This window comes from Hydrogenophaga sp. (assembly GCF_050182545.1).
Classification (GTDB): domain Bacteria; phylum Pseudomonadota; class Gammaproteobacteria; order Burkholderiales; family Burkholderiaceae_C; genus Hydrogenophaga.
Map to the genome: position 1 here is coordinate 172,966 of NZ_JBFXCD010000002.1, position 22,310 is coordinate 195,275.

Sequence of the window (22,310 nt, forward strand, 5' to 3'; positions counted from 1 at the left end):
GGGCCGTTGACCCGCGTCAACACAAATGAGAATTGTAGTTATCTACAATGAGCCTCCCATGTTTCTCGACATCTCCCAACTCAGCGTGCGCTACCCCGGTCTGCCCCATGCGGCGGTTGACGGCGTCACGCTCGGCTTGCGCGCGGGTGACATCGGCGTGCTCATCGGCCCTTCCGGCTGTGGCAAGACGACCTTGCTGCGCGCCGTGGCGGGCCTGGAGCGCGCCAGTGGGGGCAGCATCACGCTCGATGGCGAAACGGTGAGCGACGACCGGCACCACATGCCGGCCGAGCAGCGCCGCATCGGCATGGTGTTCCAGGACTACGCCCTGTTTCCGCACCTGGACGTGGGCCAGAACATTGCCTTCGGCATCCACCGCCTGCCGCGCGCCGAGCGCGACGCGCGCGTGGCCGAGGTGCTGCAGCTGGTGGGCCTGACCGGGATGCAGGCACGGTTTCCGCACGAACTCTCGGGCGGGCAGCAGCAGCGTGTGGCGCTGGCCCGCGCGCTGGCGCCGCGCCCGCGCCTGTTGCTGCTGGACGAACCCTTCTCCAACCTGGACGTGGACCTGCGCGAGCGCCTGGCGCACGAGGTGCGCGGCATCCTGAAAGCCGCTGGCGCCACCGCCCTGTTCGTCACGCACGACCAGCTCGAAGCGTTTGCCATTGGCGACCTGATCGGCGTGATGCACGAAGGCCACCTGCACCAGTGGGAAGACGCCTACGCGCTGTACCACCGCCCGGCCACGCGCTTCGTGGCCGAGTTCATCGGCCACGGCGTGTTCACGCCCGCGCAGATCCGCATGCAGGGCAACGACGTCTCGGTGCAGACACCGTTGGGCCTGCTGCACGACGTGGAGGAATGCCCCCTGCCCACTGCCTATGAAGCCGGGCTGTGCGACGTGCTGCTGCGGGCCGACGACATCGTGCATGACGACGACGCGCCGGTGAAGGCGCAGATCCTGCGCAAGGCCTTCCGCGGCTCGGAATTCCTCTACACACTGCGCCTGGCCAGTGGCGAGCTGCTGATGACGCACGTGCCCTCGCACCACAACCACGCCGTGGGCGAGTGGATCGGCATCCGCGCCGAGGTGGATCATGTGGTCACCTTCGAGCGCGGCTCCGGCGCGAGCTCGCCGCCCGCGCCGGGCGTGGCACGGGTTCCGCCAGCCTGATCAGCGCAGCGCGGCGCGCAACGCCGGCAGGCGCGAGACCACCAGCCCATCCAGCACCAGCACCGCCAGCAGCACCGCCCCCGTGAGCGGGAACGCCAGCGCCACCGCGCACATCACCAGCGCGCCCCCCTTCCACAAGGGCAGGTCCCGCGGCAGGGGTGGCGCCGCCAGGCGCGCGCTGCCACGCGGGCGGCGCTTCCACCACATCACCACACCGCTGACGCACAGGAACACGATGGCCAGGCAGAACAACAGGTTGAGCGCGGCGTTCCACAGCCCCAGGTCGCCCTGGTGCAGCGCGATGCCCACCGCCATGGCCTTGGCCAGCAGCGGGTAGTCGGCGTAGGCGGCTTGCGCCAGCACGCGGCCGCTGTAGCGGTCCACATGCACGGTGCGGTCCTGCGTGGGGTTCTTCAGATCGCCGCTCATGGTGTCGGCCGAGATGGTGAACACGCCCGTGGCACCCTGCGGCAGCTGGATGTGGTGCTGCCCCACGAAGCCAAGCCGCATCGCGAGCGCTGCCACCGTGTCCAGGTTCACGGGCTGGCCGCTCGGCACACCCGCGGCGCCCGCAGCCGACCCCGATGCCGGCAGCGGGGTCTGCTCCAGACCCCAGGGCACTTCGTGCTGACCCGGCGGGTTGAGCGAACCATGCGCGACACCGGACTGGATGGCATCGCCCCATTTCTCCGCAGGAAAGGAGCCCCAGGGTTGTACGAACTGGCCGCCCCACACACCGGACCAGGCCAGGCCTGAGAGCAGGAAGGTGAGCAGCACCGCGCTGATCCAGAAGCCCACGCTGGCGTGCAGCGAGCGCCACCAGAGCCGGCCCTGCAGGCGCAGGTCGGGCAGCAGCACCTGCGCCCAGCGGGTGCCACCGCGCGGCCACCAGAGGTAGAGGCCGGTCGCGATCATCACCACGCCAAAGCCGGCGGCGACCTCGATCAGGCGATCCCCCACGTCGCCGAGCAGCAGCGTGCCGTGGATCTTCTCGGCCCAGGAGAAGACGGTGTTGTCCTTGTCCACCAGCGTCAGCACCCGGGCCGTGTACGGGTCCACCGCAACGGCTTCGGTGACGCCGTCGCGCGCGACCACGAACCAGCTGGCGCGCCCGGGCGCGGTCGGCGCGATGTACTCGCGCAGCAGCGCACCCGCACGCAGTTCGAGCGCGGCCTCCGCCTGCGCGCCCACCGGCAGCGGCGCCTGGCCCGCCGGCACCGCCACCGTCACGACCGGCCCGAGGCGGGTCTGGAAGCCGGTGAAAAACACCATCACGGCGCCGGTGAGCGCCAGCATGAGCAGAAACGGCACCACATAGAGGCCGGCGTAGAAGTGCCAGCGCCAGGCCACAGCCTGAAACCGGGTCGCACCCGTGCCCGCGTCCGCGGCGGACGCGCCTTGTGCTTGAGCGGTCATCGTGACCGCCTCAGTGCTTGTGCTTGCCGTGCGCTTCGGCGGGCGCTGCGGCGGCCGAAGGCGCCTTGGCATTGAGGGCACGCGCGGTCGCCTTGACTTCCAGCGTCGAGCGCTGGCCGTCCTTGCCCTCGAGCACCAGCGTCACGGGCACCACGTCGCCGGCCTTCACCTGGCCCTTGAGGTCCATCAGCATCACGTGGTAGCCACCCGGCTTGAGCTCGACCGGCTTGCCCGCGGGCAGGGGCAGGCCGGTGCTGAGTTCGCGCATGCGCATCACATCCTTGTCCATGGCCATTTCGTGGATCTGCACCACGCCGGCAATGGGGGAACTGACTTCGACGACGCGGGTGTCGGTGCGGGCGGTGAGTTGCATGAAGGCGCCGGTGGCCTTTTGTTGCGCGACGGTGGCGCGCACCCAGGCGTCCTTCACGTCGACATGGGCGGCGGGCGCTTGCGCCCAGGCGCCGGCGGTGACGGCCAGCAGGGTGGAGATGAGCAGTTGTTTCATGGAAGCAGCCCTTGAAAGGGAAAGACAGGATTCGGGGGTTGCCCGGTCCGGCCACATCGGGGCGCGAACGCGAGGCGGGGAAACGGGACGGCCGCGCACCACCGGGTGGGGTGGCCAGGCGAACCGCAGAGAGGAATCAGGCCAGCGGCGGCGCGCGCGAGGGCGCTGCGGGCCAGTGCGTGGACGGTGTGGGCGCGCCAGCGCGTGCCTGCGGCCGCTCGGTGCGGGACTCCAGGGCCACGGGTTGCGAAGGGAGTGCGGGCGGCAGGCCAGCCGCTCCCTGCAGGCTGCACCATGGGCAGTGGCGCGAGGCGTCGGCCATGGGTTTCTGGCCATCGGCGTCAACCTGCGCCTCAAGCGCATCGGCCTGCACCCAGACCATGCCGCTGGCGCTGCACACCTGCACCCAGCCCTGGCCGCCCTGGGACACGACGACCGCCTGCGCCACCGTGGGCGCGAGCGCACCCAGCAGCATGGCGAACAGGGCCAGCCAGGCAGCAAGACGGTGGGTGGCGCGAGACAGGGACATGGCGGCCGATTTTACCCACCGGGCCGCGTCAACTGCGGGACGCCCGGCGGCCCGTCCCCGCGACTACGATGGCGCCACAACCCTTTCCATGGAGACACACCACATGCTCACACTCTGCGGCTTCTCGGCCAGCAACTACTACAACAAGGTCAAGCTCGCCCTGCTGGAGAAGGGCCTGCCGTTCGAGGAAGAACTGGCCTGGGTGGGCGAAACCGACAAGGCCTGCAGCCCACTGGGCAAGGTGCCCTACCTCAAGACCGACACCGGCGCCATGTCCGAATCGACCGTGATCCTGGACTACCTGGAATCGGCCTACCCGCAGCACCCGCTGATTCCGGCCGACCCGTTCGAAGCCGCCAAGGTGCGCGAACTGGTGCGTTACCTGGAGCTGCACCTGGAGCTGGTGGCGCGCAACCTCTACCCAGAGGCCTTCTTCGGCGGCAAGGTGAGCGACAGCGCCAAGGAGAAGATCGCGCCGCAGCTGGAGAAGAACATCGCGGCGTTCGCGAAGCTGGCGAAGTTCTCCCCCTTCCTGGCAGGCGAGGCGTTCACGCTCGCCGACTGCGCGGGCGCGGTGCACCTGCCGCTGGTCAGCAGCGCGACCAAGATCATCTACGGCCGCGATTTCCTGGCCGATCTACCGGTGCGCGACTACCTGAAGAAACTGGCCGAGCGGCCCACGGTGCAGAAGGTCAACGCGGACCGCAAGGTGAACACCGAGCTGATGCTCAGCAGGTCCAAGGGCTGAGCACTCAGCGAAACCGTCGCACCAGTTCCACCCCCAGGTAGACGGAGCGCCGCGCGCCCGGCTCGTAGTAACGGCCATTGCCTTCGTTGACGATCACCGAGCCGGCGTAAGCGCGGTCGGTGAGGTTGTCGACGCGCAGGAATTCGCGCCAGGTCCAGTCGCCGCGGTTCTGCTCGAAACGCACGCCGAGGTTGAACACGGTGCTGGCGGCGGCGAACTCGGTGTTGCGGTCGTTGACCGCCATGCGCCCGGTGTGCAGGGCCTCGAGCGTGAACACACTGCCTGCCCAGCCCGGCTCCCAGGCCAGTTGCAGGTAGGCCTGCTGGCGCGCCAGGCCCGGCATGCGGTTGCCGGCCGCCACCGGCACGGTGGGCGCGGCGCAAGGCGTGCCCGCGCAAGTGAGAAAGCCGTCGCGGTAGCGCGCATCCATCCAGGTGAAGGCCGGCGTCACCGTGAGCCTGCCCCACTGCAGCAGGCCCGCGACCTCCAGCCCGTGGCGGCGCGTGCGCCCCGCGTTCTGGAAGGTGGAGCGCCCGCCGCTGTTGGACAGCACCACGATCTCGTCGCGCGTGCGCGTCTCGAACAGCGTGGCGCTCCAGCTGCCCCAGCCCTGCCGGCCGCGCAGGCCGGCTTCGGCGCTCAGGCTGCGCGAGGCGTTCAGCGCGGGGTTCAGGCCGCTCAGGCCCGAGGCGCGGTACGCCACCTCGTTGAGCGTGGGCGTCTCCAGCCCGCGACCCACGCTGGCGAAGGCCTGCAGCTGCGGCGTGATTTCGCGCCGCAGGCCCAGCACCGGGCTGAAGCCGGAGAACGTCACCTCGCCGCTGTCGTCGGGATTGCCCGCAACGATGTAACGATCATCCGACGAGAAGCGCACGCGCGAATGCCGCAGGCCGGCCATGAGCGTGGTGGCCTCGGTGCGCCACTCGGCCTGCACATAGGGGTCGAGCGTGCTGGCGCGGTTGGTCTCGTCGCGCCGCAGGTTGCCCTGCACGCCCAGCGTGCCGCCGACGAAGTTCTCGTAGCCCAGGCGGTCTTCGGACTGCCGGTCGGATGCGAGGCCCGCGGCCACGGTGAGCCGGCCGCTGTCGTAGCGCCGGTCGAGCCGCCAGCGTGCGTTCAGGCCCCAGTAGTCGCGCGCGAGGTCGATCACGCCACCGCCACTGCCGGCCGGTATCTGCGCGCCCGTGGGCACGGCCAGGAACTGGCGCACCTGGCGCTGTCCGCCATAGCCCATGAGCTCGATGCGGTGGCCATCGCCCAGTGCCTGCTCCCAGGCCAGGCCCAGCTGCGTCTGCGACACGCTCTTGCGCGTGTTGAACTGCGTGGCCGCGGCCGTGGTCTGGCCCGGGTCGGCCTCGAACTCGGCGCGCGTGAGGCCGAGCGGGTCCTGCGCCACGCTGCTCTGGCGGTTGAACACGAGCACGGTGCGCCCGCCCTCGTGCGCCCGGGCCAGCTTGAGGTTGCCGGTGCTGCGCGAGGCGGCCGATTGCGCGCGCTCGCCCTCGGTGGCGAACTTGCCGGCGTCCAGCGTGTACGACCAGCCGGGCCGCTCGGCTGGCCCCGTCTGCCCGCTCAGTTGGGTGGACAGGCGCCACAGCCCATTGGCGCCGGCGGCCAGGCCGCTGCGCCACTCGGTGGGGCGCTGGCCGTCCTGCGTGTAGAGCGCGATCACGCCTCCGGCCGAGGTGCCGTACAAGGCGGAAAATGGGCCGCGAATGACCTCGATGCGGTCGGCGCTGCCGATGGGAAAGTTGGCCGCCTGGCCCTGCCCGTCGGGCGCGCTGGCGGGTATGCCGTCCACGTACAGGCGCACGCCACGCACGCCGAAGGGCGCGCGTGCGCCGTGACCGCGCATGGAGATCTGCAGGTCCTGCGCGAAGTTCTGGCGGTTGCGCACCACCAGGCCGGGCACGCGGCCCAGGCCCTCTGACAAGTTGATCTGCAACTGGCCGGCGCGCAGTTCCTCGCCGTCGACCACCTCGACCGAGCCGGGCGCCAGCCAGCGCCGCTGCCACGCACCGTCCCCGCTGACCACCACCGGCGCGAGCGCGCCGGCCGTGTCCTCGCGCTCGGTTGGCGTTTGTGAGAAGGCGATGCCGCTGGCCAGCAGCAGGCTGCCGCTGGCCAGCAGCCGCAGATCAGTTCTTCGGCCGAATGGCATCGGCCGTACCCTGGATGAATGCCTTGATCTTCTGCACATCGTCCGGGCTGAGTTTGCCCGTGAAGTCGGGCATGCCGCGCGCACCGGCCGGGCCGTTGAAGACGAACTTGTCGAGGTTCTCGATGTAGGACGCGTCCATGTAGCCCAGGTTGGGGATGTTGCCGCCGCGGTCCACCCCGGGCACGCCATGGCAGAAGACGCAGTTGCTCACGTACAGCGCGGTACCGGCGGGCACGTGGGCGGGGTCGTACTTGACGCCCGCCACCAGCTTGCCGAGCTGGTACTTCACGAAGGCCGGCGGCTCGGCCTTGCCGCCCACGGCAAAGGTGTAGACCGTGCCCGGGCCCTGGCGGTCGGTGGCGCGCTGGGCCAGGCCGTACACGCCGCCCCAGCCGACCGCGATCGACACGTACTGCTTGCCATCGACCAGGTAGGTCGAGGGTGCGGCGATCACCCCGGTGCCGGTGGGCGTTTCCCACAGCTTCTCGCCACTGGTCGCGTTGTAGGCGATGAACCGCCCGTCGGCCGTGCCCTGGAACACCAGGTTGCCGGCGGTGGTGAGCGTGCCGCCGTTCCAGGGCGAGATCTGCTCCTGCGTCCAGGCGGCCTTCTGCTTCACCGGGTCCCAGGCCACCAGGCGACCGAAGGGTTTGCTGGTGGGCGGTTCCACGTTGGCGAAGGTCGCCAGGTTCCAGCCCATGCCGCTGTGCGGCTCGCCCGGGCGCTCGGCGTTGAACTTCCAGTCCTTGTTGTCCATCAGGGTGATGGGCACCCCCTGCACCGGCATGTAAACCAGGCCGGTGGCGGGGTTGAACGACATGGAGTGCCAGTTGCGCGCGCCGAAGGCGCTGGGGATGATCTCGCGCGGGCGGTCGGCCACGCGGGCCATGGGTGTCTCGATCGGGCGGCCATTCTTGTCGTAGCCGGTGGCCCAGTTCACGTCGACGAAGTTCTTCGCGGAGATGAACTGGCCATTGGTGCGGTCGATGACGAAGAAGAAGCCGTTCTTCGGCGCGTGCAGGATCACCTTGCGTTTCTTGCCGTCCAGCGTGAGGTCGGCCAGGATCATGGGCTGGGTGGACGTGAAGTCCCAGTTGTCACCCGGGGTCTCCTGGTAGTGCCAGACGTACTTGCCGGTGTCGGGGTTGAGCGCGACGATGGAGGCGAGATACAGGTTGTCGCCGCCGGCCGGGCTGCGCTTGCTGCGCGCCCAGGGCGAGCCATTGCCGGTGCCGATGTACATCAGGTTGAGCTCGGGATCGAAGGCCATGGCGTCCCAGGCCGTGCCACCGCCGCCCGCCTCCCACCATTTGCCGGCCGGGTCCCAGGTCTTGGCCGCCTTCTCCATCGACGCGTCCTCGAAGGGCTTGCTGGGGTCGCCCGGCACGGTGAACCAGCGCCACTTCTGATCGCCGGTCTTCGCGTCGTAGGCGGTGATGTAGCCGCGCACGCCGTACTCGGCACCGCCATTGCCGATGATGACCTTGCCCTTGAAGACGCGCGGTGCACCGGTGATGGTGTAGCTGAACTTGCGGTCGATGATGGTGTCCTTCTCCCACACCTTGGCACCGGTGGCCGCGTCCAGCGCAATCAGGCGCCCGTCGTAGGCGGCGACGAACACCATGCCCTCGTGCAGCGCCACGCCGCGGTTGACCACGTCGCAACAGCCCTTGTAGCCGGCCTCGCGCGGCACCTTGGGATCAAAGGTCCAAATCGCCTTGCCGGTGCGCGCGTCCACCGCGTGCACGATGCTCCAGGAGGCGGTGACGTACATGATGCCGTCGACCACCAGCGGTGTGGATTCCACGCCGCGCTTCGATTCCAGGTTGTAGGACCAGACCAGGCCGAGATCTTTCACATTGGCGGTGGTGATCTGGTTCAGTTTCGAGTGGCGCGTCTCGGCGTAGTCCAGGCCGTAGCTGGGCCAGTCGGGCGTCTGCTTCGCGTTGCCCTTCATGAACGCCGCGTTGACCTTGCCGACCGCAGCCTTGATGTGCTGCGGGGAGCCCTTGGCGGGCGACTGCGCGACCGCGGCACCGCAAAGCGCCAGCGCGGTGATCAGACAGGCGGCCGCGCGGCACCTGGCTGAGGCGAGGGGTGTCGGTTTCATGGTGTCTCCTTGTATGACCTGCCCGTTGCAGGACCGTTGTGGGGCAGCCGCGCCAGACGCACGCCGGTACAGCTTCTGCATCTTCTTCCTCCGCGCGCCGCCGTTCACCTTCGGGATTTCCCTGTGCCCGATGTGTTCCAGCGTGGAACACCTGGCCGCCGGTCGGGCGAGGGCATACCCCCATGCCGCTCGCGCCGCGAGGGCCGGATACTGATCGGGAGACGCTTCGCAGGACGAGAACATGCCCCACGCAACCACCGGGCAGGCGAGCACGCCGCGCCAGCTTTTCTTTCAGACCACCGAACAGCGCACCGCGCTGGCACGGCAGCTTTTTTTTGACGAAGGCACACGCCCCTCGGGCCTGGTGGGCGAGGCGGTGATCCAGTCCTGGCTGCGATGCACCACGGCGCAGCGCCGGCCGACCGACACGGTGAGCTTCGAGCAGGTCTCGCGCAGCCGCGCCCACGCCAGCCTGAACCGCAACCGCCAGCTGCTGCAGGCCGGCAACCTCGAACTCAACAACATGGAGGCCGCGCTCGCCGGCACCGACTGCCGCGTGCTGCTCACCGACGCACAGGGCGTGGTGATCCACGCGACGCAGTTGCCGCAGGTCAGCCAGCAGCCGCTGCTGCGGACGGCTTCGCGCGTGGGCGTGAACATCGCCGAAGGCCAGATCGGCACCAACGCGCCGGGCGTCGTGGTGCGCACCGGCGAGGCCTGCACCGTCACCGGCGCCGAGCACTTCTTCCAGTGCCTGCAGTCGGTGCACTGCGCCGCCGCGCCGATCCGCGACATCCATGGGCATCTGGCGGGCGTGCTCGATGTGTCGATCGAAGCCGGGCGCTTTCACTTCGATGCCGCTTCGGTGGTGGGCATGTACGCCACCACGATCGAGAACCGCCTGCTGCAGCTGCAATCGGTCGAACACCTCGTGCTGCATTTCCAGGCCAGCCCCGCCTTGCTCGGCACACCCATGGAGGCGCTCGCCGGCATCGACAGCCATGGCCGGGTGCTCTGGCTCAATGGCGCGGGCCGCCGCCTCACCGGCTGCCGCATGGAGGGCAGCCCCAGCGTGGAAGAGGTGTTCGGGGCGCCGCTGCAGCACCTGCTTGCGCTGCCGCGACGGGACGAAGTGCAGACCCGGCATCTGCCCAACGGCCTTGGCGTGTGGATGAAGGCCACGCTCACCGCCCGCGACGGCACCGACTTCCGGCACGCGGTGGTGATGTCGCCTCCGGCGCAACCGGCCAGCGTGACCGACCTGCTGCGGGCCGATGCGCCTGGGCACGCAGCGGCCCTCACCACGGCGCCCGTGGCCGAGGCCGCGCCCGAAGCCACCCAGGCCACGCTGCTCGATCACAAGCAGCGGCTGATCGAATCCACGATTGCAGCGTGCGGCGGCAACATCGCCAAGGCTGCGCGCGCACTCGGCGTGTCGCGCGGCATGCTGTACCGGCGCCTGCAGAAGACCTGAAACGCCTAGCAGGCTGCTAGGGCTGGCGCAGCCGATCGACCTCGGCGCGCAGGTCGGTGGCCCAGGTGCGGCGGTCGCGGCCATGGTCCGCTTGCGGCTCGCCGTAGTGCACCACCGCGCGCAGGTGTTCGGCGTTGAGCGTGGCCCAGATGGAGCCGATCAGCCAGGTGTCGCCCACGAACACGGGCGCCGGGTGCGGTTCACCGCTATGGCTGTTCAGGAAACACAACCCCACCGGCAACACCGGCGCCCTGGCCGCGATGGCGGCCTGCAACAAATTGGCGTGAAACGGGAGCAGCGCGCTGCCGTCACCCGTGGTGCCTTCGGGAAACACCGACAGGATGTCGCCGCATTCCAGTCGCTCGGCCATGTGGTGCACCATGCGCATGGCGGCACGGCGGTTGCCGCGTTCGATGTAGAGCGTGCCCGCGCCGGTGATGAGCGAGCCCAGCAACGGCCAGTGCCGGGCATCGGACTTGGAGACGAAGCGGCTGGGCCGCGCGGCGTTCATGACGAGGATGTCCAGCCAGGACATGTGGTTGGCCACCTGCAGCAACGGCCCATGCTCGGGCGGCGTGCCCCGCACCACCAGGTCCACGCCCAGGATCACCAGCATGCGCCGCGTCCATTCGCGCACCAGGAACTGGGTCTGGGACGGCGTGAGCCGGCCAAACTCGGTGCGAATGATCCACAGGCCGCGCACGACGTGGGCGATGGCGCGCACGGCGCGCGAGAGCGCGCGCATCAGCTTCACGCGTGGGCGGCCTGTTCGCTGGCGTCCGCCTGGTAGGCCAGTTGCCCGCCCACAAGGGTGGCGCGCACGTACACCGGCAACTCGTGGCCGCCAAAGGGTGTGTGCTTGCCCTGGCTGCGCAGCGCATCGGGCCGCACCGTCCAGCCTGCGCGGGTGTCGAAGATGCAGAGATCGGCCACGCCGCCCACCGCGATGCGCCCGACGCTGGCCTGCAGCGTGCCCAGGCTGGCGCCCAGCACGGCTTGCGGGCCGCTGGTGAGCACGGCGAGCGCCTGCATCAGGCCCAGACCGTCCTGCTGCGCCCAGGTACAGGCCAGGCCCAGCAGCAGTTCGACCGCGGTGGCACCGGGTTCGGCCTCCGCGAAGGGCAGCGTCTTGGCATCGCTGTCCACCGGGTTGTGGTCGGACACCAGCGCGTCGATGGTGCCATCGGCCAGGCCGGCGCGCAGCGCATCGCGGTCGCGCTGCTGGCGCACCGGCGGCTGCAGGCGCAGGCGGCTGTCGTAGAAACCGATGTCCACGTCCGTCAGGTGCAGGTTGTGCACGCTCACGTCGCAGGTCACAGGCAGGCCCTCGGCCTTGGCCTGGCGCACCAGCGCCAGGCCGGCCGCGCTGCTGATGCGGCACAGGTGCACGCGCGCCTTGCCCTGAGCGCCGCGCATGAGTTCGAACAGGGTGTGCAGCGCAATGGTCTCGGCCGCGGCGGGAATACCGGCCAGGCCCAGGCGCGTGGCCAGCGGACCGCTGGCCGCCACACCCTTGCCGAGCCAGAAGTCCTGCGGGCGCAGCCACACCGTGTAGCCGAAAGTGGCCGCGTACTGCAGGGCGCGCTGCAGCACCTGTGCGTTGACGATGGGCACCTCGGCCTGGCCGAAACCGATGCAGCCGGATTCCGTGAGCTCGGCCATCTCGGTCAGCACCTCGCCCTGCAGGCCGCGCGTGAGCGCACCCAGCGGGAACACACGCGCCAGGTGCAGCTTCTCGGCCCGGAACTTGAGCATGTCGACCAGGCCGGGCTCGTCGAGCACTGGATCGGTGTCGGGCGGGCACACCAGCGAGGTGACACCACCGGCCACGGCCGCCGCCATTTCGCTCTCGAGCATGCCCGCGTGTTCCTGCCCGGGTTCGCGCAGGCGCACGGCCAGGTCCACCAGGCCGGGTGCGACCACGCAACCCGTGGCATCGATCATGCGGCTGGCGTGGAAATCGGGCGCCACGTTGCCGATGGCAATGACGCGCCCGGCGGCGATCGCCACATCGGCCATCTCGTCGCGTCCGGTGGCCGGGTCCATCACGCGACCGTTCTGAATGAGTATCTTCATGGTTCAGGCCTCATTGCTGGCGACGATGGACATCACGGCCATGCGCACCGCGATGCCATAGGTCACTTGCGGAAGGATCACGCTCTGCGGGCCATCGACCACGGCCGAGTCGATCTCCACACCCCGGTTGATCGGGCCCGGGTGCATGACGATGGCATCGGGTTTGGCCCAGCGCAGGCGCTCGGGCGTGAGGCCGAAGCTCTTGAAGTACTCCTGGCTCGACGGCAGCAGCGCGCCACTCATGCGTTCGTTCTGCAACCGCAATGTGATGACCACGTCGCAGTCCTTGATGCCCTCTTCCAGCGTATGGCACACACGCACACCCATGTGCGAAAGGTCGCCCGGCACCAGCGTGCGCGGGCCGACCACGCGCACATCTGGACAGCCCAGGGTGGTGAGGGCGTGGATGTCCGAACGCGCCACGCGCGAGTGCAGCACATCGCCCACGATGGCCACCGACAGATTCGTGAAATCCTGCTTGTAGTGCCTGATCGTGTACATGTCGAGCAGCGCCTGCGTGGGATGCGCGTGGCGGCCGTCGCCGGCATTGACCACATGCACGTGTGGCGCCACATGCTGCGCGATCAGGTAGGGCGCACCCGACTCGCTGTGGCGCACGACGAAGATGTCGGCCGCCATGGCGCTCAGGTTGGCGATGGTGTCGAGCAGCGACTCACCCTTGGCGGTGGAGCTGCGCGCGATGTCGAGGTTGATCACGTCGGCGGAGAGGCGCGTGGCCGCGATCTCGAACGTGGTTCGCGTGCGCGTGCTGTTCTCGAAGAACAGGTTGAACACGCTCTTGCCGCGCAGCAGCGGAACCTTCTTGACCTCGCGGCTGCTCACGCTCGTGAAGTTGGCCGCCGTGTCCAGGATCTGCGTGAGGATGTCGCGCGAGAGGCCCTCGGTGGAGAGCAGGTGAATGAGTTCGCCGTTCTTGTTGAGCTGGGGATTGCGTGGCACGGTCAGGCTTCCTTGTTTTCCAGCACGAAGCTCAGGCGGCCGCTGGTTTCGTCGCGCGCGAGCTCCAGCGAACTGCCATCGGGCACCGTCAGGCGCGCGGCACACACGTTGGCCTCGATCGGCAGCTCGCGTCCGCCACGGTCCACGAGCACCGCCAGGCGCACACTGGCCGGTCGGCCGTAGTCGAAGAGTTCGTTGATCACCGCGCGCAGCGTGCGCCCGGTGTGCAGCACGTCGTCGACAAGCAGGACATGCGCGCCATTCACGTCGAAGGGCAGCACGGTCTGCGCACTTGAGGCCAGGCCGCGCTGCGCGAAGTCGTCGCGGTGCATGCTCGACGAGATCACGCCGGCCGGACCGGGCAGCCCCAGGTCGCGCTGCAGGCGCTCGCCCAGCCAGGCACCGCCGGAGGTGATGCCCGCGAGCACCACCGGTTCGGGCGAGGTCGCCAGCAACGTCTGCACCCCGCGCAAGAGTTCGGCATAAAGCGACTCGGCGTCGGGCAATGGATCGGGCGTCAAGGCAGGCTCCTCAAGAACTGTTCCAGGATGATGCAGGCCGATGCGGCATCGGCGTCTTTCGCGCCCAGGCTGTGTGCCTCGGTCGTGCTGTAGCGTTCGTCGACTTCGAACACCGGCAAGCCATGGCGGCCGCGCAGCTGTCGCGCGAACTTCTGGGCACGTACGGTGTTCTCGTGGGCGGCACCGTCCGGGTGGAAAGGCACGCCCACCACCAGAGCATCGGGCTGCCATTCCTTCAGGCGCAATGCGATCTGCGCGAAGCGCGCGTCTCCCTCTGCCACGATGGTGGGTTGTGGTGTGGCGCTGCGGGTAAGCCGGTTTCCCGTGGCCACGCCAGTGCGCTTGAGGCCGTAATCGAATGCGAGAAATGTCTGGCAACTCGCCGGGACATCGGGCGCAGGGACATGTACTGGAATACCTTCGCCCTGCTGGCCGCGGTGCGAGCTTGCTTGGGAGCAGCCCGGCGCGGCGCTCATGCATGCCCCGCGTCGGGCGACAGCATCCAGGGCTGCAGGCCCAGCAGGGCCATGGCGCGCTCGTAGCGCTCGGCCACCGGCGTGTCGAAGATCAGGGCGGGGTCGGCTTCCACCGTGAGCCAGCTGTTCTCGGTGATTTCCGATTCGAGCTGCCCCTGCCCCCAGGACGCATAGCCCAGCGACACAAACACCCGGCGCGGCCCCGCGCCCGAGGCCATCGCCTCCAGAACGTCCTTGGAGGTGGTCATCTCCAGTCCCCCCGGGATCGACAGGGTGGACGCATACACCGATTCACCCTCGCCGGAGACCGCTTCATGCAACACGAAACCGCGTTCGGTCTGCACCGGGCCGCCCTGGAACACGGGAAGCTGCGCCAGATCGTCGCGGCCCATGGGCAGGTCAACTTTTTCAAACAGGCGGGAGAGCTGGATGTCACTGGGCTTGTTGATCACCAACCCCAGGGCGCCACGCTCGCTGTGCTCGCACATGAACACCACGCTGCGGCCGAAAAGCTCGTCGCTGAGGCCGGGCATCGCAATCAGGAAATGATTGGTCAGGTTGATGGAGGCAGAATCAGCGGACATGGCGCGATTTTAAGCCGCCGACTCTGCTGGCCTTCTCCCGGCAGGGGGAAACCCGCCCTGCCCATGAACAGCTACGACAAAGGTCTGATGTGGTTCCGCCGCGACCTGCGCTCGCAGGACAACGCGGCGCTGTACCACGCGCTCAAGGCGTGCCGGCAGGTGTGGTGCGTGTTCGTCTTCGACACCGACATCCTGAATCCACTGCTGGCACGCGGTCTCAAGGCCGACCGACGGGTCGAGTTCATCCGAGAATCCCTGGTGGAGCTTGATGGGCGGCTGCGCGAGCTGGGCCGGGAGCACGGCGTGGACGGCGCGGGCCTGATCGTGCTGCACGCGGCGGCGATGCAGGCGGTTCCCGCGCTGGCGCAGCGCCTGGGCGTGCAAGCGGTGTTCGCCAACCACGACGACGAGCCCGCCGCGGTGGCGCGCGACGCCAAGGTGTTTGGCGACCTGGCGCACGCCGGCATCATGCTGCACAGCCACAAGGACCATGTCATCTTCGAGCGGCGTGAAGTGCTCACGCAGGCCGGTCATGCATTTGGCGTGTTCACGCCTTACAAGAACGCCTGGCTCAAGGCGATCACGCCCTTCCACCTCAAGGGTTACCCCGTGGCGACGTACGCGGCGGCGCTGGCCGCCGTTCCAGCCGCACATGCGCGGCCCGTCCCGGCACTTTCCGACATCGGTTTCGAACGCAGCAATCTCGCGCAACTGCCCGTGCCCCTGGGCGCCCGCGGAGCGCACCAGCTGTTCGATGACTTTGTGGAGCGGATCGACCGCTACGACGAGGCGCGCAACTTCCCCGCCATCAAGGGGCCGAGCTACCTGAGCGTGCACCTGCGTTTCGGCACCATATCGATCCGCCAGATCGCCTCGGTGGCGTACCAGATGCACCTGCAGGGCATCGCCGGCGCGAGCACCTGGCTGTCCGAACTCATCTGGCGCGACTTCTACCACCAGGTGCTGGCCAATTTCCCGCACGTGGTGGACAAGGCGTTCAAGCCCGAATACGACCACATCAAGTTCGAGCACGGCAAACACGCCAAGGCACTGTTCGCTGCGTGGTGCGAGGGCCGCACCGGCTACCCGCTGGTGGATGCGGCGATGACCCAGATCAACCAGACCGGCTACATGCACAACCGCCTGCGCATGGTCGTGGCGAGCTTCCTCGTGAAAGACCTCGGCATCCACTGGCAATGGGGCGAACGCTACTTCGCCGACCACCTGATCGACTTCGATCTCGCAGCCAACAACGGTGGCTGGCAATGGGCAAGCTCCAGCGGCTGCGACGCGCAACCCTGGTTCCGCATCTTCAACCCGGTCACGCAGAGCGAGAAGTTCGACCCGGGTGGCAAATTCATCCGCCGCTACCTGCCCCAGCTTGCCGGCTTGCCCGATGCCGCCATCCACGCGCCCTGGAAGGCCAACGAGATCGAACTCGCGGCCGCCGGCGTGGTGCTGGGGACGAACTACCCGCGTCCGGTCATCGATCACGCCGAGGCGCGCGAGCGCACGTTGCAACGCTACGCGGTGGTGAAGTCCCCGGGCCGCACGCCCGGTTGACGTTCAGGCCTCCGCAGCGGCCTTGGCGTAGTGCCCGATCAGGGCCAGCAACTCGTCTTCCGCGTAGGGCTTGCCGAGGTAGTGGTCCACCCCGAGTTCGCGCGCGTGTTCGCGGTGCTTCTCCGCGATGCGCGAGGTGATCATGATCACGGGCAGATCAGACAGGCGCGCGTCGCTGCGGATGTTGCGCACCAGGTCGAACCCGTCCATGCGCGGCATCTCGATGTCGGAGAGCACCACCGTGGGCCGTTCCGACTGCAGCTTCTCCAGCGCCTGCAAACCGTCCGCGGCGAGCGTGACCCGGTAGCCCTCGCGCTGCAACAGGCGCTGCGTCACGCGGCGCACGGTGATGGAGTCGTCCACCACCAGCACCAGCGGCACGGCGCTCACTTCCAGCGCGTTCTGCGCCATCAATGCGTCACCCGAAGCGGCTTGCGGCGCCTGACTCTGCTGACTGGCCACCCATTCGGGCACCTGCGCTCCGTACACCGTGGCCAGCGCAACCGGGTTGTAGATCAGCGCCACAGCACCCGATGCCAGCACCGACATGCCCGCCAGACCGGGCAGCCGCGAGAGCTGCGACCCGAGGTTCTTGACCACCACTTCCTGGTTGCCCAGCACTTCGTCCACATGCATGGCCACGCGCTGCGCGGCGCTTCGGAAGATCACGACCGGTTGGGTTCGGCCTTGTGCCTCGGTCGACTGGGCCGATGACTGAAGCAGCGCGCCGGCCCAGTAGAACGGCACGTCCTCGCCGGCCACGTTGAGATGGCCAGTGGCATAGGCCTTGGCCAGGTCGTCGTTGCTCAGGCGGCGCACCACTTCGACCAGGTTGGACGGCACGCCCAGCGTGAGCGCGCCGGCGCGCAGCATCACCACCTGCGTGACAGCGGTGGTCAGCGGCAGCACCAGCTTGAAGCTGCTGCCTTGCCCGGCTTTCGTGGCGGTTTCAATCCGGCCACCCAGCGCAACAACGTCATTGCGCACCACGTCCATGCCGATGCCGCGACCAGCGAGTTCCGAGACCTCGCGCGCCGTGCTCAGCCCGGGCTCAAAGACGAGCTGCGCGGCTTCCTCGTCGCTCAGATCGCCGTCGGCTGGAATGAGGCCCTGCGCACGGCCCTTTTCCCGCAGGCGCGCCAGATCCAGGCCGCCACCGTCGTCGGTGAACACCAGCGACACGTCGTTGAGCTCATGGCCAAGCACGATCTCGATCTGGCCCTCTGCGGGCTTGCCCAGTTGCTGGCGCACTTCGGGCGACTCGATTCCGTGCACCACGCTGTTGCGCAACAGGTGCTCGAAGGCGCCCGTCATGCGGTCCAGCACGCCCCGGTCCATTTCGATGTTGCCGGTGATGTCCAGCCGCACCTGCTTGCCGGTTTCCTTGGACGCCTGCCGCACCACGCGATAGAGGCGCTCGGAAATGCCTTCGAATTCCACCATGCGCGTGCGCAGCAGGTCGCGCTGCAGTTCGCGCGTCTGGCGCGCCTGGGCGACCAGACTGTCCTCGGTGGACTCCACGGCGCGCTGCAGGTTGCGCTGCACGGTCGCCACGTCGTTGACCGACTCGGCCATCATGCGCGTGAGTTCCTGCACCCGGGTGAAGCGGTCGAACTCCAGCGGGTCGAAAGACTGGTCGGCGTCGCGCGCCTGAGCCAGGCGCGACTGCATCTGCGTCTCGGCCTGCAACTCGATGTCGCGCAACTGGCCGCGCAGGCGGTCCAGGTTGCCCGTGAGGTCCTTGAGCGAGCCCCGCAGGGTCACAAGTTCGGACTCCATGCGCGCACGCGTGATCATCACCTCGCCGGTCTGGTTGACCAGGCGGTCCAGCAGTTCCGGACGCACACGCACTGCGGCACCCGCGCGCGCCTGCACCGCGGTGGGTGCGGCGGGCAAGGTCAAGCCGGCCAGACCGGGGGCATCGGCCGTGGCCGGCGCCTCGACCGGCGTTACGGGCTGCGCAACCTCCATGGCCGGTACCGGCGCCATCACAACGGGTGCCACTGCCAGTTCGGGAGCGGTCTGCAGGACGTCCTCGATGCGGGCGTCGGCGTTGCGCAACTGATCGAAGCGCGCGCTGATCGCGTCGAACGCGCTCTGCAGGGGTTCGAGGTCGGTGCCTCGCTGCACGTCCGAGCCCAGCCGCTCGGCCGTGGTCTCCATGCGGTGCGCCATTTCACCCAATCGCAAGGCTCCGGCCAGCCGCGCGCTGCCCTTGAGTGTGTGCAGATTGCGCAGCACTTCGGCGCGGGCACTGGCGTTGTCAGGGCGCGCCACCCACTGGCGCAGCGCGCTGCCCAGTTGCGGCATCAACTCCTGCGCTTCCTCCGCGAAGATCGGGAACAGGTCCACGTCGATCGTGTCCAGCACGTCAATGTCGTCGTCGATGTCCTGCACCGGCGTGTGCACGCGGCTGGTATCGGCGTGTGGCGCCATGAAGGCGGTCGTGTGCTCGGGCTGCGCGGGCACTTCGAAACCGGTCAGCGGCAAAACGGGCGCCGCGATTTCGGCCTGCTGCAACCCGGCATCCGGCGGTGAGGGCTCAGTCTCCGTCTCGATTTCGACCGGTGCTGAAACGTCCGGCGCACTGATGTCGCCCTGCACACCCGTACCCTCGGGCAACGGGTCGTGCACCACGCGGTACAGCGCGGTCATCAGTTCGGGGTTGGCTTCCTTGAGGAAGCCGGCGGCGAACTGATGCAGCAGGCGGCGGATGTCCTCGGACGCGTCGACAAACAACTGAGCCTGCGCAGCCGTGGCCGGCTGGCCCGCCTGCTGGTGAAGGCCGACGGATTCCAACGCATGTTCCAACGCACGGGCAATATTCGACAACGACTCGAAACCGACCGTGGCGGAACTGCCTGCGAGCGAGTGCGCCAGCGCCTCGGCCTGCTCCGGCACGGGTTCGTGGCGTTCAAGCGACCATTCCGCGAGCACCGTGCTCAAGCGTCGCGACCATTCATCGGCTTCGTTGAGATAGACGTTGTAGAGCTTGAGCGCGATGCGCAGAGGGCCGATGACACGGGTCTGCTCATCTGGCGTTGCCTCGGAATCGCTTGCGGAAGGGGTCTCCGGGCCGGACGCAGGCACATCGGGCAACGTCTCAGGCACAGGAGCGTCGGCAATGGCCTCCTCGTCTGGCGTGGCAGCGGTGCTCGCCACCGACTCCACCAGTTCGGTGGGTTCCACCGGAGCTGCCGCCTCCACTTCAGAGACAGGCACGGCGCTCGTGGAAAGCGCTTCGAGGCTGCTGAAATCGATGTCAGCCAGCAGTGGCTCGCCAGACAAGGCTTGCATGGAGGAAGGCTCAACAGCCTCCTCCAGCAGTGGGAGCGCATTGGTGTTCACAAAATCGGTGGGCGGTAGCGCCTCCAAGTCGCTGTCCGCCAGCACGTCATCGGCCGAGGTTTGCGGTTCCGGATCGACGGTGGGTTCGATCTGCGCCTGCGCCGGTTCGTCCGCTGGCGGTGACACCTCGGTCAGGGAAGTTGGGCCGGACGGCACCAATGGCAAGTACTGACCCTGGTCGCGCAGCGCCTCTGCGCTGGTGCGGAAGGGTTGCGCGCGCCAGGCGTCGGCGCGGTGTGCGGCAATGTCGTCCACCCAGCGTGCAAGCTCCTGCATCGCTTCGCCCGCCAGTGTCAGCAGTGGCGGGCTCGCGGGTCGCTGTTCGGCCAGCACGGTGTTGAGCAGTTGCTCCATCGACCAAGCCGCCTCGCCAAACTCGTCCAGACCGACCATGCGCGAACTGCCTTTGAGCGTGTGGAACGCGCGCCGCAGCGTCGTGAGATGCTCGAGATCGCTCGGCTGGACCTGCAGGTGCGACACCGCCTCCTGCCCGTTGGCCACGACTTCGCGGGCTTCTTCCAGGAAGATATCGAGCAGGTCGTCTTCGTCCGTGTCCTCGTCGCTCGCAGCCTGTGGCTCCACGCTGCGCCCCGGACCCGATGACTCGGAAAGGCCCACCAGCGCCTGCGCACCGGCTGCGGCATCGTCCTTGACCACGGCCTCGGCGGCCTCGCGCGCGGCGCGCGCCACGCCCGACTGTTCGGCCAGCGAAGCCTGATCAGCCAGGGACCCAAGCTGCTCGCTCAGGTCGACCAGGCTCAGCCCTCCCTGCACACCGTCGACCACGCGTTGCACGCCCTCACTGATGGCCTGCGCCTCGTCGCGCGATGGCTGGTGCGGCGCCGTCGCGCCCACGGTACGACCCATGAGGGGGAGCAACTCGCCCTTCTCCTCATCGAACACAAACAGCTTCTTGGCCAGCGCGGGCTGGTAATTGAGCATGTCCACCAGGAAGCTCATCGCGCTGAGGTTGTTGCCCAACTGCTGGAACGTGCCGGCCTCGCGGGCCATGGCCTCGTCCACCTCGGTGTCGAGGATCTGGTCCACCGTGTTGCGCATGCGCGCAACCGCGCTCACGGCCTGATCCAGACCCAGCACCGACAGCACGCCGCGCATCTGGCCGAGTTGGGACACCGCCACATGCAGGCCGGCTTTTTCCTGCGGGGATCGGAAGAACTGGTCGAGCGACTTTTCCACTTCGCCCAGGGAAACTTTGAGCTCGCCCACCACGCTGCCCATGGTCTGGCGGTCGCTCACGCGGCGATAGAGCTGCTCCATCCATGCATCCAGCGGCCGTGCGGGCTGACCTGCGAGCACACCTTCAAGCCGTTTGGCCAGGGCCAATGTGCGCTCGGTCAGTTCGGGGGCGCTGGGGTCAAAGTCCTCGAAAGCAGCCTCCAGGTACAAGGTGGTGGTGGCGACTTCCATGGCCAGTTCGGGGCGCACCCCACCCGGTTCGTGCACCGCCTGGTCGGCGGCTTTCACCAGCGCCTGCGCCAGCGCCGTGCTGGCCGGGTGCAACTTGAGCAGGGAGTCTCCGATCAGGCTGAACTGATCCGCCACTTGCCGCGCGCGGCTGGCATCGCCACCAGCGTACAGCGACCACACCTCCTTGGCGGCATGGATGCGTTTGCGGGCCTGCGCCAGCACGGCCGGGTCGTAGCGGCCCAGCGTGGCCTGGTGGTAGTCCACCGGTGGCAGACTGCCCAAGCCGAAGGCCGCGCGCACCGCAGCCAGGTGGGGCGTTGTCGCCTCGGACACACTGACAGGTTGTGCGCAGAAAAAGAGCAGATCGTGCAGCAGGGTTTCGGAAATCTGGGGCTTGCCCTGGGCCAGATTGACGAACTGCAGCAGGATGCGGGAGGTGGCGCGCTTGACATACACGTCCGGCGGCAGGAGGCGATGCGCCACCGCCTCGAAGTAACCGGCAGCTATGCGCCAGAAGGTGCGTGCACGCGCTTCGGTCGCTCCTGCCGACAGGCCTGCGCTGAGTTTGGCCAGCTGCGTTGCCGCGGCCACGCTCTGTGTCTTGACCACCAGCAACACGAGCCGGTCGAACAGCGAGCGGATCGCCGCATTGCACTCCAACGGGGACGACCCCACCGGCGCCGCCACTTCCAGACCGCGGTGTTCGAAGGGCCAGAGGTCGGCCGGGTGGACCCGCTCGGCCGCAGCAAGCTCCTGCACATCACGGTACTGGGAGAACAGCGCCACCGGTTGCACCGGCTTGTTGTTCAACACCGATTCGAGGTATTCGACCAGCGCAAAACTGGCGCGCTCGACCTTGCCCGCCGCCTCCTCGGTGCAGGTGTTGGGCCGCTGCACGAAGCGCTGCACCGCCGCCTCCATCGCGCGCAACACCTGTGCGGGCGCACCCAAACCCACCATCTCAAGGGCCCCCACGGCCTGATGCAACTGCTGGCGCGCCAGCCGCAGGGAGCCCGGATCCACCGCCTCAAGATCGTTGTTGCGCGACTGCTCGGTTTCGCGCACGAAGCGCCTGATGGCCTTGTTGGCGCCATCGAGCGACTTGCGCAGTTCTTCAAAGACCCACGCCAGCGGGCCAAGATCGGCGACCGGCGCGTCCGTGTTCAGGCTGTCGGTGTCGGTGGCGGTGTCGAGCATGGTCTTCCAGTGGGTTTGCGCAGACAGACAGGCGCGG

16 protein-coding genes are annotated in these 22,310 nt (G+C 68.4%); 4 read left to right on the plus strand and 12 right to left on the minus strand.

From position 1 onward, the window contains the following. Positions 1-58: 58 nt before the first annotated feature. Positions 59-1,174: an ABC transporter ATP-binding protein gene (locus AB7P10_RS02910; RefSeq protein WP_428292343.1), complete on the plus strand. Its 1,116-nt coding sequence runs from the start codon at positions 59-61 to the stop codon at positions 1,172-1,174. Here AB7P10_RS02910 and AB7P10_RS02915 read toward each other — a convergent pair whose 3' ends face one another. The 3 genes from AB7P10_RS02915 to AB7P10_RS02925 form a co-directional block, all read right to left on the minus strand. After that, on the minus strand, positions 1,175-2,590 hold the full coding sequence (locus AB7P10_RS02915) for a PepSY-associated TM helix domain-containing protein (RefSeq protein ID WP_428292344.1): 1,416 nt from the start codon (positions 2,588-2,590) through the stop codon (positions 1,175-1,177). Between the two features lie 10 nt (positions 2,591-2,600). Continuing rightward, a complete protein-coding gene (locus AB7P10_RS02920) occupies positions 2,601-3,098 on the minus strand; it encodes a copper chaperone PCu(A)C (RefSeq protein ID WP_428292345.1) in 498 nt (165 codons plus the stop codon). 136 nt (positions 3,099-3,234) lie between these two features. Then, positions 3,235-3,627, minus strand: a complete 393-nt coding sequence (locus AB7P10_RS02925; protein ID WP_428292346.1) for a DUF2946 domain-containing protein — start codon at positions 3,625-3,627, stop codon at positions 3,235-3,237. Positions 3,628-3,730: 103 nt separating this feature from the next. Between AB7P10_RS02925 and AB7P10_RS02930 the strand changes: the two genes are divergently transcribed. Then, positions 3,731-4,375 (plus strand): glutathione S-transferase, encoded by a 645-nt coding sequence (locus AB7P10_RS02930; protein WP_428292347.1) that lies wholly within the window; start codon positions 3,731-3,733, stop codon positions 4,373-4,375. 4 nt (positions 4,376-4,379) lie between these two features. Here the strand turns inward: AB7P10_RS02930 and AB7P10_RS02935 are convergent, their stop codons facing one another. Continuing rightward, positions 4,380-6,536: a TonB-dependent receptor family protein gene (locus tag AB7P10_RS02935; protein ID WP_428292348.1), complete on the minus strand. Its 2,157-nt coding sequence runs from the start codon at positions 6,534-6,536 to the stop codon at positions 4,380-4,382. Then, positions 6,514-8,646 carry a PQQ-dependent dehydrogenase, methanol/ethanol family gene (locus AB7P10_RS02940; protein WP_428292349.1) on the minus strand — a complete coding sequence of 711 codons (2,133 nt, stop codon included), beginning with the start codon at positions 8,644-8,646 and terminating at the stop codon, positions 6,514-6,516. Before AB7P10_RS02940 ends, AB7P10_RS02935 begins: the two co-directional genes overlap by 23 nt. 241 nt (positions 8,647-8,887) lie before the next feature. On the opposite strand from AB7P10_RS02940, the gene AB7P10_RS02945 reads away from it, so the two are divergent. Beyond that, positions 8,888-10,120 (plus strand): helix-turn-helix domain-containing protein, encoded by a 1,233-nt coding sequence (locus tag AB7P10_RS02945; RefSeq protein WP_428292350.1) that lies wholly within the window; start codon positions 8,888-8,890, stop codon positions 10,118-10,120. A gap of 16 nt (positions 10,121-10,136) precedes the next feature. Here AB7P10_RS02945 and AB7P10_RS02950 read toward each other — a convergent pair whose 3' ends face one another. The 6 genes from AB7P10_RS02950 to AB7P10_RS02975 are packed head-to-tail and all read right to left on the minus strand — an operon-like array spanning position 10,137 to position 14,737. Then, the gene (locus AB7P10_RS02950; protein ID WP_428292518.1) at positions 10,137-10,865 is read right to left on the minus strand and encodes a lysophospholipid acyltransferase family protein; all 729 of its coding nucleotides are present in this window, start codon (positions 10,863-10,865) and stop codon (positions 10,137-10,139) included. Between the two features lie 5 nt (positions 10,866-10,870). Next, entirely contained in the window at positions 10,871-12,196 is a 1,326-nt protein-coding gene (locus AB7P10_RS02955; RefSeq protein WP_428292351.1) for a dihydroorotase, read from the minus strand. 3 nt (positions 12,197-12,199) lie between these two features. After that, positions 12,200-13,162, minus strand: a complete 963-nt coding sequence (locus AB7P10_RS02960; protein ID WP_428292519.1) for an aspartate carbamoyltransferase catalytic subunit — start codon at positions 13,160-13,162, stop codon at positions 12,200-12,202. Further along, positions 13,159-13,677: a bifunctional pyr operon transcriptional regulator/uracil phosphoribosyltransferase PyrR gene (gene pyrR / locus AB7P10_RS02965; protein WP_428292352.1), complete on the minus strand. Its 519-nt coding sequence runs from the start codon at positions 13,675-13,677 to the stop codon at positions 13,159-13,161. The genes AB7P10_RS02960 and pyrR overlap by 4 nt, the downstream gene beginning before the upstream one ends. Beyond that, entirely contained in the window at positions 13,674-14,153 is a 480-nt protein-coding gene (ruvX, locus tag AB7P10_RS02970; protein WP_428292353.1) for a Holliday junction resolvase RuvX, read from the minus strand. Before ruvX ends, pyrR begins: the two co-directional genes overlap by 4 nt. Then, positions 14,150-14,737, minus strand: coding sequence for a YqgE/AlgH family protein (locus AB7P10_RS02975; RefSeq protein WP_428292354.1), 588 nt, complete (start codon positions 14,735-14,737; stop codon positions 14,150-14,152). Before AB7P10_RS02975 ends, ruvX begins: the two co-directional genes overlap by 4 nt. Positions 14,738-14,800: 63 nt before the next feature. Here AB7P10_RS02975 and AB7P10_RS02980 point away from each other — a divergent pair, with 63 nt between their 5' ends. Beyond that, a complete protein-coding gene (locus AB7P10_RS02980) occupies positions 14,801-16,300 on the plus strand; it encodes a cryptochrome/photolyase family protein (protein ID WP_428292355.1) in 1,500 nt (499 codons plus the stop codon). Positions 16,301-16,303: 3 nt separating this feature from the next. On the opposite strand, the gene AB7P10_RS02985 is transcribed toward AB7P10_RS02980, so the two are convergent. Further along, the gene (locus tag AB7P10_RS02985) at positions 16,304-22,273 is read right to left on the minus strand and encodes an Hpt domain-containing protein (RefSeq protein WP_428292356.1); all 5,970 of its coding nucleotides are present in this window, start codon (positions 22,271-22,273) and stop codon (positions 16,304-16,306) included. Between the last annotated feature and the right edge of the window lie 37 nt (positions 22,274-22,310).